The 13,298-nt window shown below is 74.8% G+C and carries 12 protein-coding genes; 5 read left to right on the forward strand and 7 right to left on the reverse strand.

What is annotated here, in order from left to right; translation table 11 throughout:
* Positions 1–2: 2 nt before the first annotated feature.
* Genes AC0OLQ_RS33040 through AC0OLQ_RS33055 form a run of 4 tightly spaced genes read right to left on the reverse strand, consistent with a single transcriptional unit; the run spans position 3 to position 4,643 of the window.
* On the reverse strand, positions 3–1,583 hold the full coding sequence (locus AC0OLQ_RS33040) for a bifunctional uroporphyrinogen-III C-methyltransferase/uroporphyrinogen-III synthase (RefSeq protein WP_484529395.1): 1,581 nt from the start codon (positions 1,581–1,583) through the stop codon (positions 3–5).
* A complete protein-coding gene (gene hemC, locus AC0OLQ_RS33045) occupies positions 1,580–2,548 on the reverse strand; it encodes a hydroxymethylbilane synthase (RefSeq protein ID WP_357334628.1) in 969 nt (322 codons plus the stop codon). The genes AC0OLQ_RS33040 and hemC overlap by 4 nt, the downstream gene beginning before the upstream one ends.
* A complete protein-coding gene (locus AC0OLQ_RS33050) occupies positions 2,545–3,909 on the reverse strand; it encodes a glutamyl-tRNA reductase (protein ID WP_484529396.1) in 1,365 nt (454 codons plus the stop codon). The genes hemC and AC0OLQ_RS33050 overlap by 4 nt, the downstream gene beginning before the upstream one ends.
* Positions 3,906–4,643, reverse strand: a complete 738-nt coding sequence (locus AC0OLQ_RS33055) for a redox-sensing transcriptional repressor Rex (RefSeq protein ID WP_484529397.1) — start codon at positions 4,641–4,643, stop codon at positions 3,906–3,908. Before AC0OLQ_RS33055 ends, AC0OLQ_RS33050 begins: the two co-directional genes overlap by 4 nt.
* A gap of 391 nt (positions 4,644–5,034) precedes the next feature.
* Here AC0OLQ_RS33055 and AC0OLQ_RS33060 point away from each other — a divergent pair, with 391 nt between their 5' ends.
* Both AC0OLQ_RS33060 and AC0OLQ_RS33065 read left to right on the forward strand, forming a co-directional pair.
* Positions 5,035–6,339, forward strand: coding sequence for a sensor histidine kinase (locus AC0OLQ_RS33060; RefSeq protein WP_484529398.1), 1,305 nt, complete (start codon positions 5,035–5,037; stop codon positions 6,337–6,339).
* A 41-nt stretch (positions 6,340–6,380) separates the two neighbouring features.
* Entirely contained in the window at positions 6,381–7,043 is a 663-nt protein-coding gene (locus tag AC0OLQ_RS33065; RefSeq protein ID WP_484529399.1) for a response regulator, read from the forward strand.
* A 36-nt stretch (positions 7,044–7,079) separates the two neighbouring features.
* Here the strand turns inward: AC0OLQ_RS33065 and AC0OLQ_RS33070 are convergent, their stop codons facing one another.
* From AC0OLQ_RS33070 to AC0OLQ_RS33080, 3 genes are read right to left on the reverse strand one after another with little or no spacing between them, the layout of a single operon-like run.
* On the reverse strand, positions 7,080–7,727 hold the full coding sequence (locus tag AC0OLQ_RS33070) for an HAD family hydrolase (protein ID WP_484529400.1): 648 nt from the start codon (positions 7,725–7,727) through the stop codon (positions 7,080–7,082).
* 21 nt (positions 7,728–7,748) lie between these two features.
* Entirely contained in the window at positions 7,749–8,003 is a 255-nt protein-coding gene (locus tag AC0OLQ_RS33075; RefSeq protein WP_484529401.1) for a glutaredoxin family protein, read from the reverse strand.
* Positions 7,993–9,627 (reverse strand): AMP-binding protein, encoded by a 1,635-nt coding sequence (locus AC0OLQ_RS33080; RefSeq protein ID WP_484529402.1) that lies wholly within the window; start codon positions 9,625–9,627, stop codon positions 7,993–7,995. Before AC0OLQ_RS33080 ends, AC0OLQ_RS33075 begins: the two co-directional genes overlap by 11 nt.
* Positions 9,628–10,176: 549 nt before the next feature.
* On the opposite strand from AC0OLQ_RS33080, the gene AC0OLQ_RS33085 reads away from it, so the two are divergent.
* The 3 genes from AC0OLQ_RS33085 (at position 10,177) to AC0OLQ_RS33095 (ending at position 13,298) form a co-directional block, all read left to right on the forward strand.
* Complete coding sequence (locus tag AC0OLQ_RS33085; protein ID WP_357334608.1) at positions 10,177–11,157, forward strand: ECF subfamily RNA polymerase sigma factor, BldN family; 981 nt, start codon at positions 10,177–10,179, stop codon at positions 11,155–11,157.
* 291 nt (positions 11,158–11,448) lie between these two features.
* Positions 11,449–12,309, forward strand: coding sequence for a DUF5667 domain-containing protein (locus AC0OLQ_RS33090; RefSeq protein WP_484529403.1), 861 nt, complete (start codon positions 11,449–11,451; stop codon positions 12,307–12,309).
* Positions 12,310–12,374: 65 nt separating this feature from the next.
* Entirely contained in the window at positions 12,375–13,298 is a 924-nt protein-coding gene (locus tag AC0OLQ_RS33095; RefSeq protein ID WP_357334772.1) for an HAD family hydrolase, read from the forward strand.

Here is a 13,298-nt window from a genome sequence, read left to right on the forward strand (position 1 = left end):
TGTCAGCGGAACCTCAGGGCGGTCGGGCCCTGCACCTTCGAGCCGCGGCGCTGCTTGGCCGGCATGGCGGCGAGCTTCTCGCGCAGCTCGACGGCGTAGGCGGCGAGCGCCTCCACCAGATCGGGCACCGAGGCGTGCGGCGGCTGCACGTCGACCCGCAGGCCGAACTCCGTGGCGGTCTCCGCCGTCTTGGGCCCGATGACGGCAACAACGGTACGCGCGTGGGGCTTCCCGGCGATTCCGACCAGGTTCCGGACGGTCGAGGACGAGGTGAAGAGCACCGCGTCGAACCCGCCCGACTTGATCGCGTCGCGGATCTCGGCGGGCGGCGGCGCGGCCCGGACGGTCCGGTACGCGGTCACGTCGTCGACCTCCCAGCCCCGCTCGGTGAGCCCGGCGGCCAGGGTCTCGGTGGCGATGTCGGCGCGCGGCAGCAGCACCCGGCCGACCGGGTCGAGGATCTCGTCGTGCGGCGAGAACTCGGCCAGCAGGCCCTCGGAGGACTGCTCCCCGGAGGGGATCAGCTCCGGCTGGATGCCGAAGGCGCGGACCGCCTCGGCGGTGGCCTCGCCGATGCAGGCGATCTTGACGCCGCCGAAGTGGCGGGCGTCCAGACCGTGCTCGGCGAACTTCTCCCAGACCGCCCGGACCGCGTTCACCGAGGTGAAGATCACCCAGGCGTACCGGCCGTCGACCAGGCCCTTGACCGCCCGCTCCATCTGGGCCGGGGTGCGCGGCGGCTCGACCGCGATGGTCGGCACCTCGCACGGGATCGCCCCGTACGCGCGCAGCCGCGCGCTCATCGCGCCGGCCTGCTCCTTGGTGCGGGGGACGAGCACCTTCCAGCCGTACAGCGGCCGGTTCTCCCACCAGCTCAGCTTGTCGCGGTCGGAGACGCCCGCGCCGACGGTGAGCACGACGCGGCCGGTGAAGCCGAGCGCCGCCGCGACGAAGGAGTCCACGGTCGACGTGGTGGTGTACTGCGTCTCGCCGGTGCCGTCGCCGGTCACCCCGACGGCGGTGGCGCCGTCCACCCCGGCGGCCAGCAGGCCGTCCCGGATGGCGGCCAGGTCACCGGCGTCCACCGCGATCGCCAGCGAGCCCCGGACCACGGCGGCGGCCAGCGCGTCGAAGTCGAGCGTGGTGACGTCCTCGACGTCGGCGGCGGTACGCACCCCGGGCAGCGGCACGCCGGCGTAGGTGGCCACGCCCTCGGCCTGGCCGACGCCCGGCACCACCTCGAAGTGCGCGGCGGTACGCGCCACCGCCTGCACCTCCTTGACCACCGAGTCGTGGCCGAACGGGTCGCCGGCGACCAGGTGCACGGCGTTCTGGCCGGACCGGGCCGCGGAGATCAGCACCTTCGCCACATCCCCCGGCACGCCCTCGGCGGGGCTGAACTCGGCGTCGGGCCTGGCCTGGGCGCGGACGTACTCGAGCAACGACTCGGGGACTCCCCGGTCGTACACCACCTGGTCGGCCTCGACCAGGGCGTCCACCGCCCGGCGGGTCAGCAGGCCCGGGTCGCCGGGGCCGGCCCCGACGAACGCGATCCGGCCTACGGGCTTACGGGTGCGGGTCATTCTGTGCTCCCAAATTGCTGGGTCCCCGGGCCGGTGTGTCCTTCTTGGCCGAGGATCGAGTCGGCGCCGAGTTCGAGGAGTTCGGCGGCGAGTGCCTTGCCGATCTCCGCCGCGTCGGCGGGCGTTCCGGTGCGGGACAGCCGGAGGTCACGGGTACCGTCCGGGCTGATCACCGCCCCGCGCAGGTAGATCTCCTCACCGGCGTCACCCTCGGCGAGTTCGCCGTAGGCGGCGACGGGCGCGCTGCACCCGGCCTCCAGGGTGGCCAGCAGTGCCCGCTCCGCGACGACCGCGGCGCGGGACGGTGCGTGGTCGAGCACGCCGAGCAGCTCGACCAGGTCCTGATCGTCGATCCGGCACTCCACCGCCAGCGCGCCCTGGGCGGGCGCGGGCAGCATCAGCATCGGATCGAGCGTCTCGGTGATCACGCCGGTCCGGCCGAGGCGGGCGAGCCCGGCCCGGGCCAGCACGACCGCGTCGAGGTCGGCGTCCGGGCCGAGCACCCGGCCGAGGCGGGTGTCGACGTTGCCCCGGATCGGGGTGACCTCCAGCTGCAGTCCGAGGGCGTGCAGCTGGGCGATGCGGCGCAGCGCGCCGGTGCCGACCCGGGCGCCGGGCGGCAGCTCGGCGAGGGTCCGGCCGTCGCGGGCGATCAGCGCGTCCCGCGGGTCCTGCCGGGGCGGCACGGCGGCGATGTGCAGGCCGGGCGCCGCGGCGGTGGGCAGGTCCTTGTACGAGTGGACGGCGAAGTCGATCTCCCGGGCGGCCAGCGCGTCCCGCAGCGCGGAGACGAAGACGCCGACGCCGAGCCGGTGCACCGGGGCCGCGGAGCGGTCGCCGGCGGTCACCACCTCGACGAGCTCGACCGGGCGGCCGGTGGCCGCGGTGAGAGCCTCGGCGACGTGGCCGGACTGGGCCATCGCCAGGGCGCTGCCCCGGGTGCCGAGACGCAGGGGGGCGGTCATCGCGCACCTCCGGTGGGCTGGATCGGGTCGGCCGGCATGACGATCTCCGCTTCCACCACGTCGGGGACGGTGTCGACCGGGGAGGTCTGCTGCGGCACCTCGAGGTCGAACAGCTCGCGCAGCAGGGCGGCGTACTGGTCGCCGCCGGGCTCGGCGGCGAGCTGGCGGACCCGGACGGTCGGCTGGTGCAGCAGCCGCTGCACCACCCGGTGCACGGTGCGGGCCACCTCGGCGCGCTGGTCGTCGGTGAGGTCCGGGCGGCGCTGGGCGAGCCGGCGCAGCTCAGCGGAGACCACGTCGTCGGCGCGCCCGCGCAGGGCCGCCACGGTGGGCGCCACGTCGGCGCCGCGCAGCCAGCTCAGGAACGCCTCGACCTCGCCGGCCACGATCCGGGCCACCTCGGCGGCGTCGGCGGCGGCCGGGCCGTCGGCGAGGATCGCCGCCATCCGGTCGATGTCGATCACCTCGACGCCGGGCAGCGCGGCGACGCCCTCCTCGACGTCGCGCGGGACGGCCAGGTCGAGCAGGACCAGCGGGCCCCGGGCGGCGTCCCGGCGGGCCAGCGCCCGGGTCACCACGTCGCGGGTGAGGACCGGCTCGGTGGCCGCGGTGGCGGCCACCACGACGTCCACCGTGGTGAGCGCGTCGACCAGCTCGGTCATCGGCACGGCGGTCGCGCCGTAGGACGCGGCCAGCCGGACGGCCCGCTCGGCGCCCCGGTTGGTGACGGTGAGCGGGCCGGCGCCCAGCCGGGAGAGGGTGGCCACGCCCAGCGAGCCCATCGCCCCCGCGCCGACCACCATGGCGGGCCGCCCGGTCAGGTCGCCGTCGAGCAGGTCGGCAGCCAGGTCGAGGGCGGCGGTGACCACGCTCTGCCCGGCCCGGTCGATGTTGGTCTCGGCGTGCGCGCGCTTGCCTACCCGCAGCGCCTGCTGCATCAGCTCGTGCAGCAGCCGGCCGGCCGAGTCCGCGCCGCTGGCCGAGTGGTACGCGTCGCGGAGCTGGCCGAGGATCTGCGCCTCGCCGACCACCATCGAGTCCAGCCCGGAGGCGACCCGGAAGACGTGGTCCACGGCGGCGGCGTCGTAGTGCACGTAGAGGTGGTTGGCGAGCGCTGCCGGCGTGGCGCCGGCCTGGTCGGCCAGGACCGCGCAGATGTCCCCGAGGCCGCCGTGGAAGCCGGAGACGGCCGCGTAGACCTCGACGCGGTTGCAGGTGGAGACGATCACGGCCTCGGCCACGTACGGCTGGGCGACCAGGCGGTCCAGGGTGCGGATGAGGTCCGCGGGCGGGACCGCCAGCTGCTCCAGCGTAGCGACGGGGGCGGTGCGGTAGGACGCGCCGACGACGAGCAGTTTCACGTGCCGATCGCCTCCTGGGTATCGGTCGCCACGAGCCCGCCGGGGAGCGCGGTCAGCGACGCCTTGCGGTGCTCGTGGAAGGACAGGATCTGCAGCTCGATCGCGAGGTCGACCTTGCGCACGTCGACTCCCTCCGGAACCGAGAGTACGCAGGGCGCGAAGTTGAGGATGCTCGTCACGCCGACCGCCACGAGCTGATCGGCGACCGCCTGGGCGGCCGGGGCGGGGGTGGCGATCACGCCGATCGAGATCGACTCCTCGACGGCGACCCGGCCCAGCTCGTCGACGTGCCGGACGACCAGCCCGTTGATCTCCTCGCCGACCCGGGACGGATCCGCGTCGAAGAGCGCGGCGATCCGGAAGCCGCGGCTGGCGAAGCCGTCGTAGCCGGCCAGGGCGTGACCGAGATTACCCACGCCGACCAGCGCGACCGAGCGGCACTGGGTGAGCCCGAGCACCGACTCGATCTGGTCGATCAGCAGCGTGACGTCGTAGCCGACGCCCCGGGTGCCGTACGAGCCGAGGTGGGAGAGGTCCTTGCGGAGCTTCGCCGAGTTGACCCCGGCGGCGTTGGCGAGCCCCTCGCTGGAGACCGTGTCGTGACCGGTCTCGGCGATCGCGTGCAGGGCACGGAGGTATTCCGGGAGCCGCGCGACGGTCGCCTCGGGCAGGTCCGGAAGCGCCGGTACGGCACCGGCGCGGCCGGTCGCGCCAGGGTGACGGTGCTGACTCATGAGACTCCGTGCGGTGCGATCCTCGACCAGCGACGGTGACCGGTCGTTCCGGGGCTCCCGCTGGCGACCGATGTTGCCGGCTGTGCTAGCAGGGCGCGTCGGAACTACAGAGTAGGCGCTTGTGAAGAGGTGCACAAATCGCGATCTTGATAGCTCGCGACGCGCCTCCACCTGCCCCTCCATTCCAACAAGATCGATAGACGGAGCTCCCTCGGCGCCGCGTGGCGATTATTGCTCAATCCAGACTTCTCTGACCAATCGCGCGCGCCCGGTAGCGCTGTGTCACCGTCGCGAAGAGGCGTGAGTCACTCCGGCAGGTAGGGAGAACCCCACCCCGGAGAGGCCCGCGCACGGGATGGGTCGGGCCGCTCCCGGCCCATAGCCTCGGAGCATGACCGCCGTACCGCTGGGCGCCGCGCCCACCCCCACCACCCCCGTCCGGGGCCTCGTCCGCCAACTCGTGCGCGACTCCGGCTACGTGCTCTTCAGCCTCCCGCTGGCACTGGTCGGCTTCGTGCTGGCCGTGGCCGGGATCTCGCTCACCGCCGGGTTGCTGGTCACCACGCTCGGCCTGCCGGTCCTCGCCGGCGCCCTGTACGCCGCCCGGGGGCTCGCCGACCTGGAACGGCTGCGGCTGCCCGCCGTGCTGCGCCAGCCCCGGGTCCGCCCGGTCTACCTGGCCCCCGAGCGGGGCGCGGGCTTCTGGCGGCGGGTCCTGACCCCGATGCGCGACCCGCAGTCCTGGCTCGACCTGCTGCACGCCTTCGTCCGGCTGCTGGTGACCCTGCCCACCTTCGTGGTGGTGCTGGTCTGGTGGGCGCTGGCCCTCACCGGGACGCTGTACGGCGCGTACGACTGGGCCATCCCGCGCGGCCCCAACGACCAGGACCTGAGCCAGCTGCTCGGGATGGGCGACGGGGCCGGGGCGCGGGTCGCCCTGAACACCGCGATCGGCGTGTTCGCCCTGTTCACCCTGCCCCTGGTGGCCAGGGCGTGTGCCCGGATCCAGGCCGCCCTGGCGTACTCGCTGCTCACCGGGGTGGCCGAGATGCGGCAGCGGATCACCACGCTGGAGGAGCAGAAGCGGGCCGCCGCGTCCGCCGAGGCGTCCGCCCTGCGCCGGCTGGAGCGGGACATCCACGACGGCCCCCAGCAGCGCCTGGTCCGCCTCGCCATGGACCTCAGCCGGGCCCGCCAGCAGCTCGCCGCCGACCCGGAGGCGGCCCGCCGGACCCTGGACGAGGCGGTCAGCCAGACCCGGGACACCCTCGACGAGCTGCGCGCCCTGTCCCGGGGCATCGCCCCGCCGATCCTGGTCGACCGGGGCCTGCCCAGCGCGCTGGCCGCGCTGGCCGCCCGCGCCCTGGTCCCCACCGAGCTGGTGATCGACGACGAGCTGGGCACCGCCGCCGGGCGGCTCGACCCAGGGCTGGAGAGCACCGCCTACTTCGTGGTGGCCGAGGCGCTGACCAACGTGGCCAAGCACAGCCGGGCCGCCGCCTGCCGGGTCGAGGTGACCCGGAAGGTCGGCCGGCTGGAGATCACCGTCGCAGACGACGGGATCGGCGGCGCCCACCTGGCCAAGGGGCACGGGCTGAGCGGCATCGCCGACCGGGTCCGGGCCGCCGGCGGGACCCTGGAGGTGGCCAGCCCGACCGGCGGGCCGACCCGGATCCACGCGGAACTTCCCCGGTGACGTCCCCTCAGTGGGTCCAGGACGTGGTAGACACCGGACCCATGCGGGTGGTGATCGCGGACGACGCCGTACTGCTCCGGGAGGGGCTGATGCGGCTGCTGACCGAGTCGGGGCACGAGGTGGTGGCCGCCGTCGGTGACGGGGACGCCCTGGTCGAGGCGGTGGTGGCGCACCGGCCGGACGTCTCGGTGGTGGACGTGCGGATGCCGCCGTCGCACACCGACGAGGGGCTCCGGGCGGCCGTGGAGGCCCGGCGGCGGGTGCCGCGTACGCCGGTCCTGGTGCTCTCCCAGTACGTCGAGGTGTCGTACGCCGACGACCTTCTCGCCACCACCGGCGGCGGGGCCGGCGGGGGCGGGATCGGCTACCTGCTCAAGGACCGGGTGGCCGCGATCGACGAGTTCCTGGACGCGCTGGCCCGGGTGGCCGCCGGGGGCACGGTGCTGGACCCGGAGGTGATCAGCCAGCTCCTGGTCCGGCGCCGCCGGAACGACCCGCTGGCCGAGCTGACCCCGCGCGAACGCGAGGTGCTGGCCCTGATGGCCGAGGGCCGCTCGAACACCGCCATCGCCCGCGCCCTGGTGGTCAGCGACGGCGCCGTCGAGAAGCACGTCCGGAACATCTTCACCAAGCTGGACCTGCCCCCCGACGCCACCAACCACCACCGCCGGGTCCTCGCCGTCCTCACCCACCTCCGCGCCTGAGGCCGCGGATCGCGCTGGCCGGCAGGCACTAGTCGATCACCACGCCTGAGCGAGGGTGACCGCCTCGGTGAGGGTGTCGGCCACCGGGTGGCCGGAGGTGCGCAGGCGGGCGGGGTCGGAGAGGCCGCCGGTGTAGAGGACGCAGCGGGCGCCGACGGAGAGCGCGGCGTCGGCGTCGTCCAGCGAGTCGCCGATGAGCACCACCTGCCGGCCGTCGAGGCCCAGCTCGGCCAGGTGCTTCGCCAGCCACTCCGCCTTCGGCCCGCCGCCGACCGCCGCGCGCAGCCCGTCCACCCGGGTGAAATGCGGGGTCAGCCCGTAGGTGTGCACCGTGGGCACCAGTTCGTCGTGGAACCACATGGACAGCAGCGACTGGCTGCCCGGCCAGGCGGCGATCGCGGCCGTGGCGTCGGCGGCCAGCGCGCAGCTCGTCAATCCGGCCCGGTACGCCTCGTGGAAGATCCGGTCGAGCCGGCCGAACGCCTCGTCGTCGATCGCCCGGCCGAGCATCTCGGCGTAGTAGTCGGCGATCGGGCGGCGGAATCGGACCCGGTGTTCGTCGGTCGTGACCACCGGACCGCCGGCGCTGGCGAAGGCGACGTTGGTGGCCCGCACCACCAGGTCGAGGTCGTCGAGGAGGGTTCCGTTCCAGTCCCACACCAGGTGGCGGCGCACAGCGGTCATCGCTGCACTGTAAGGGGCAGCTCAGAGCTGCGGGGTGGTCAGGTCCCGCAGCAGCCGATCCTCCTCGACCCGCCAGTAGCCGTGCTCCTTGCCGTCGAGCAGCACCACCGGCAGCCGGTCGCCGTACTCGCGCTCCAGCTCGAGGTCGCCGGTCACGTCCTTCTCGATCCAGCGGTCCCCGGTGACCGCCACCACCCGGTCGAGCGCCGCCTTCGCGTCCTCGCAGAGGTGGCAGTCGGGCCGGGTGATCAGGGCGAGCCGGGCGTCACTGGACATCGGATACCTCCGTGCGGATCTCGGTCGGCGGCGCCGGCGCGGGCACCGGGGGCACCGCCGGGCGGAGCTCGGTCTTGCGTACCTTGCCGATCGCCGAGTGGGGCAGGCGTTCGACGAACTCGACGGCGGTCGGGCACTTGAACCGGGCCAGGTTACGCGCGCAGTGGGCGAGCAGCTCCTCCGTCGTCACCGTCGAGCCGGCCGCCCGCACCACGTACGCCCGGACAGTCTCCCCGGTCCGCGGGTGCGGCACCCCCAGGACGGCCGACTCGGCCACCCCGGGGTGCGCCTGGAGCACCAGCTCCACCTCGTGCGGGTAGACGTTGAAGCCGTTGACCAGGATCAGCTCGCCGAGCCGGTCGACCAGGAAGAGGTCGCCGTCCTCGTCCGCGTACGCCACGTCGCCGGTGGGCCACCAGCTGCCGTCCGGGTCGGGGCCGCCGCGCCCGTCCGGCCAGTAGCCGTCGAACAGGTTGTCGCCGCGCACCACGATCTGCCCCGGGTCGGTGCCCGTCGGGTCGTCGGAGAGGTCCAGCTCGTCGGCGTCCTCCTCGGCCGCCGGCACCCCGTCGCGCCACAGCTCCGTGCCGTCGGACCCGACCAGCCGCAGCTCGACGCCGGGCAGCGGGCGGCCGATGGAGCCCGGCTTCGGCTCGCCGCCGACCAGCGTGGAGGTGAGCACCGGGGCGGTCTCGGTGAGCCCGTACCCGACGTGCACGGGGTGCCCGGTCACCTCGGTGAAGCGCGCTCCGGCGGCCGGCGGCAGCGGCGCCGCGCCGCACACCGCGACCCGCACCGAGGCCAGCGCCGCGGCCGGGTCGCCCGCCGCGTCGGCCCAGGCCAGGAACATCGACGGTACGCCGACCACCACGCTGACCCGGTGCCGGGCGATCTCGTCGAGCGCCCCGGCCGGGCCGGGCTCGTCGACCAACACCCCGGTCGCGCCGTGGTGCACCACGGCCCCGAGCCCGGAGTTCAACCCGTACGCGTGGAAGAGCGGCAGTGCGAGCAGCACGGTGTCGTCGGGGCCGACCACCGGCGGGTCGATCCGGTCGACCTGGGCGTGGTTGGCGGCCAGCGCCCGGTGCGACAGCATGGCGCCCTTGGGCCGGCCCTCGGTGCCCGAGGTGTAGAGCAGGACGGCGAGGTCGTCCCCGCCCCGGATCGGGAAGCCGGTCGCCTGGTCACCGTCGGTGACCGGCGGGGCGGTGTGCACCGCGGTGAGGGCGGGCAGTTCGTCGGCGGACACCCGGCGGGTCACCTCCGCCGCGCCGACCAGCACGGCGGCCCCGGAGTCGGCGAGCACGTGCCGCAGCTCCCGGGCGGTGAAGCCTGGGTTGACCGGCACCGCCACCAGGCCGGCCCGGAGCACGGCCAGGTAGGTGACCACGAAGTCCGGGGTGTTGCCGAGGGCGATCGCCACCCGGGGCGGATGGCCGTCGGGTGCGGACGGTGGCGCCGCTGCGGCCAGCGCGCGGGCGGTCGCGGTGACCGAGGCGTCCAGGGCCGACCAGGTCAGCGTCCGGTCGCGCCAATGCAGCGCGGGACGGTCACCGTGGACGGCGGCCGCCCGGCGGAGCCGGTCGGCGAGGTTCGGCGCTGAACTGTCGGCTGCGTCCTGCACGGTGGCTGAGTCTGGCACAGCCGCGTCCGCCCGGCCACGCCCGAACACCGGGCCGCGACGCGTGGCGGATGCCGATGCGCCACCGGACACGCCGGACGCGTCCCCTCCACGGGACTGTCCACCCCGGCACCCGGGATTCCCGAATGTGGGACAGGGCTCTCCGCCGGTCGGCCGACCGGGTCGTCCGGGCAGCCGGAAACGCACCGGCCGGGCCGCCGCCGCGACACGCCGAGGGCGCAACAAAATTGGGTCCGACCAGGACTTTCCACTCCGGACCAGCTACCGGCGCGAAAGTCAACCGCACACGACGGACAAGGCGTCCGCCATTTGTGCGACGCGACCGGAAATACTTCCGCTCTGTGTAACGGACTTGCCACGCGCGGGTGACGTTGGCCCTATCATCACTCGGGTCGGCTCACCCCGTTTGCCGTGAGTCGACACCCCTCAGCCCGAGGAGGCCCCCGTGCCTGTGAGCGCATTGGACCAGCACCTCAAGGAGACCTGCCGCCCGTCGGCACGTCCCGGAACGGCCGCGCCCGGGGAGGTGCGGTGACCACCTTCGGTTACGCGGACCGGCCGGCCGGGGTGACCGGCCCGACCCAGCGAACACCCGTCAACGAGCGCCTGGAGCCCGCTCCACGGACCGCCGCCGACGGGACCCGCGGTCTCGCGGTGCGCGGCGAGGGACGGCGGATCCGCAACCGCACGCACCACAACGAGGCGCCACCGCGCCCGACGGTGCCCGGCGGCAACGCGAAACCCGCCGCCGGCCGGCTCGGCGCCCCGTCCCGGCCGGCCATGCCGGCCCAGGGCCGGCGCGGTGAGGCCGGGGCCAACAGCGAGCCCTCGGCCGCCGAGACCGCCGTCCTGCCCGCCGTGACCGCCGCCGACACGGCGGTGCTGCCGGCCGTCCCGGCGACCGCCGCCCCGGCCACCGGCTACCCGAGCCGCCCCGACCCGTCCGACCCGGCCACCGAGGTCTGGGCGCTGGTCGAGCGGGCGCAGGCCGGGGAGGCCGAGGCGTTCGGCCTGATCTACGACCGGTACGTCGACACCGTCTTCCGGTTCGTCTACTTCCGGGTCGGCAACCGCCAGCTCGCCGAGGACCTCACCTCGGACACGTTCCTCCGGGCGCTAAAGCGGATCGGCAGCTTCACCTGGCAGGGGCGCGACCTCGGCGCCTGGCTGGTCACCATCGCCCGCAACCTGGTCGCCGACCACTTCAAGTCCGGCCGCTACCGGCTGGAGGTGACGACCGGCGACGTGCTCGACGCCGACCGGGAGGACCGGGGGCCCGAGGGCAGCCCGGAGGCGGCGGTGGTCGAGCACATCACCAACGTCGCCCTGCTCACCGCCGTCAAGCAGCTCAACCCGGAGCAGCAGGAGTGCATCGTGCTCCGCTTCCTCCAGGGCTTCTCGGTGGCCGAGACGGCCCGCGCCATGGGCAAGAACGAGGGCGCCATCAAGGCGTTGCAGTACCGGGCGGTCCGGGCCCTGGCCCGGCTGCTGCCCGACGGCTTCCAGCCCTGACCCGACCCGCTTCCACCCGCCCGGCGACCCCACCGGGCGCGGTCACGCGCGCCCTCCGCACCTCGCGACCGCGATCACTCTTGGTGATTTCGTCACCGACCGGCCCGTAACCGGCGACCGGCGCGGACCGTTTCTCCGGGTGCGACCAGTGGTTGTCCCGGCGTCCCCCGGGCCATCCGGTCCGGTGGGTCAGGTCGGCCGTCCCGGTCGACCGTCGGCCGCACGCTGCCACCGGTCGCTGGTGACGACGACGGCCAGAGCGGCCGTGACCAGCGAGAGGGGGTGCCTGCGGTGGACAGCGACCTCTTCTCCCGTCGGCGTGCCGAGCGCTTCGCGCAGCTCCTCGACGAGGCCAACGGCGGCCGGCGGCACCACGTCCGTTCCCGGGCCGACGACGAACTCACCGCGCTCGTCGCGGTGAGCCGGCGGCTCACCGCCGAGCGGCCGGACGCCGAGGTGGACGCGGAATTCCGTACCGGGCTGCGGGCGATGCTCGTCGCCACCGCCGAGCGCGAGGGCGTTGCCGCCCCGGCGAAGGCCGGCGCCGCCAGCGGCATACGCGGCTCGCTGCTGCCGGCGATGACCGGGCGACGGGCCCGGGCCCGCGGCGCGATCCTGGTCGGCGTGGCCGCCGGGGCGATCGCCCTCTCCGGCATCTCCGCCGCCAGCGAGAACGCGCTGCCCGGCGACGCCCTCTACGGCATGAAGCGCTCGACCGAGCGCGCCCAGCTCGCCCTGGCCAGTTCCGACATCAGCCGGGGCCAGCTCTTCCTCGACTTCGCCCGCACCCGGCTCGACGAGGCCGCCACGGTCCGCCACGACCGGCTCGGCTTCAGCGCCGTGCTGGACGACATGGACGCCGACACCCGGCAGGGCGTACGCCTGCTGACCACGGTGGCCGCGCAGCGCTCCGACCCGGCGGCGCTGGACGCCCTCGACACGTTCCTCGGCGGCCAGCGCCGGGCGGTCAGCGGGCTGCTCGACCGGTCGGACCAGGCCGACCGGGACCGCACCCGCCACTCGCTCGCCCTGCTCGACGCGGCCGGCCGGCGTGCCGACGCGCTTCGCGAGGCGATCGCCTGCGGGCTGCCGGCCCCGGCGGCCAGCGACGCGCTCGGGCCCGCCCCGACCACCTGCCCCGGCGACCGCTGAGCCGCGCGGAGAGCCGTCCACGCCACACTTCTCCCGCCGGACACCCGTCCGTCACATCCCGCCGGATAGGCTCGGATGGGCGTACGTGGGGTCGTCGAGGGGAGGACGTCGTGACCGGGAGCCGGAAGGTGACCGTCAGCACCGACGTCCACGGGCACACCGCCGGCTGGTCGGAGACCCCGGAGGCGCCCCCGGCCACCGTCACCCCCGACCCGACGGCCGCCGCCTTCTTCGACGTGGACAACACGATGATGCAGGGCGCGTCGATCTACTGGTTCGCCCGCGGGCTGGCCGCCCGGAAGTACTTCACCACCGGCGACCTGGCCCGGTTCGCCTGGCAGCAGGCGAAGTTCCGGCTGCTCGCCACCGAGCACGCCGGGGACATGTCGCAGGCCAAGGAGGCGGCGCTCGCCTTCATCGAAGGCTGGCGGGTGGACGACGTGGAGCGCCTCGCCGAGGAGATCTTCGACGAGCTGATGGCACCGCGCATCTGGGCCGGCACCCGCAAGCTGGCCCAGCGCCACCTCGACGCGGGCGAGCGGGTCTGGCTGGTCAGCGCCGCCCCGGTGGAGATCGGGCGGGTGATCGCGACCCGGCTCGGCCTGACCGGGGCGATCGGCACGGTCGCCGAGGTGGTCGACGGGGCGTACACCGGCCGGCTGGTCGGCGACCTCATGCACGGGCCGGCCAAGGCCGAGGCCATCACCCAGCTCGCCGCGGTCGAAGGGCTGGAGCTGGGCCGCTGCGCGGCCTACAGCGACTCCGCCAACGACCTGCCGATGCTCTCCACGGTGGGGCGCCCGGTGGCGGTCAACCCGGATCCCGCGCTGCTCCGGCGGGCCCGCGAGCGGGGCTGGGACGTCCGCGACTTCCGCACCGGCCGGCGGGCCGTGAAGATCGCCGTGCCGTCCACGGCCGCCGCCGGGCTGGTCGCCGGCGCGGTCACCGCCGGGCTGGCCCTGCACCGCCGCCGCCAGCGCGTCGACTGA

Source organism: Micromonospora sp. Utrum1, assembly GCF_057197805.1.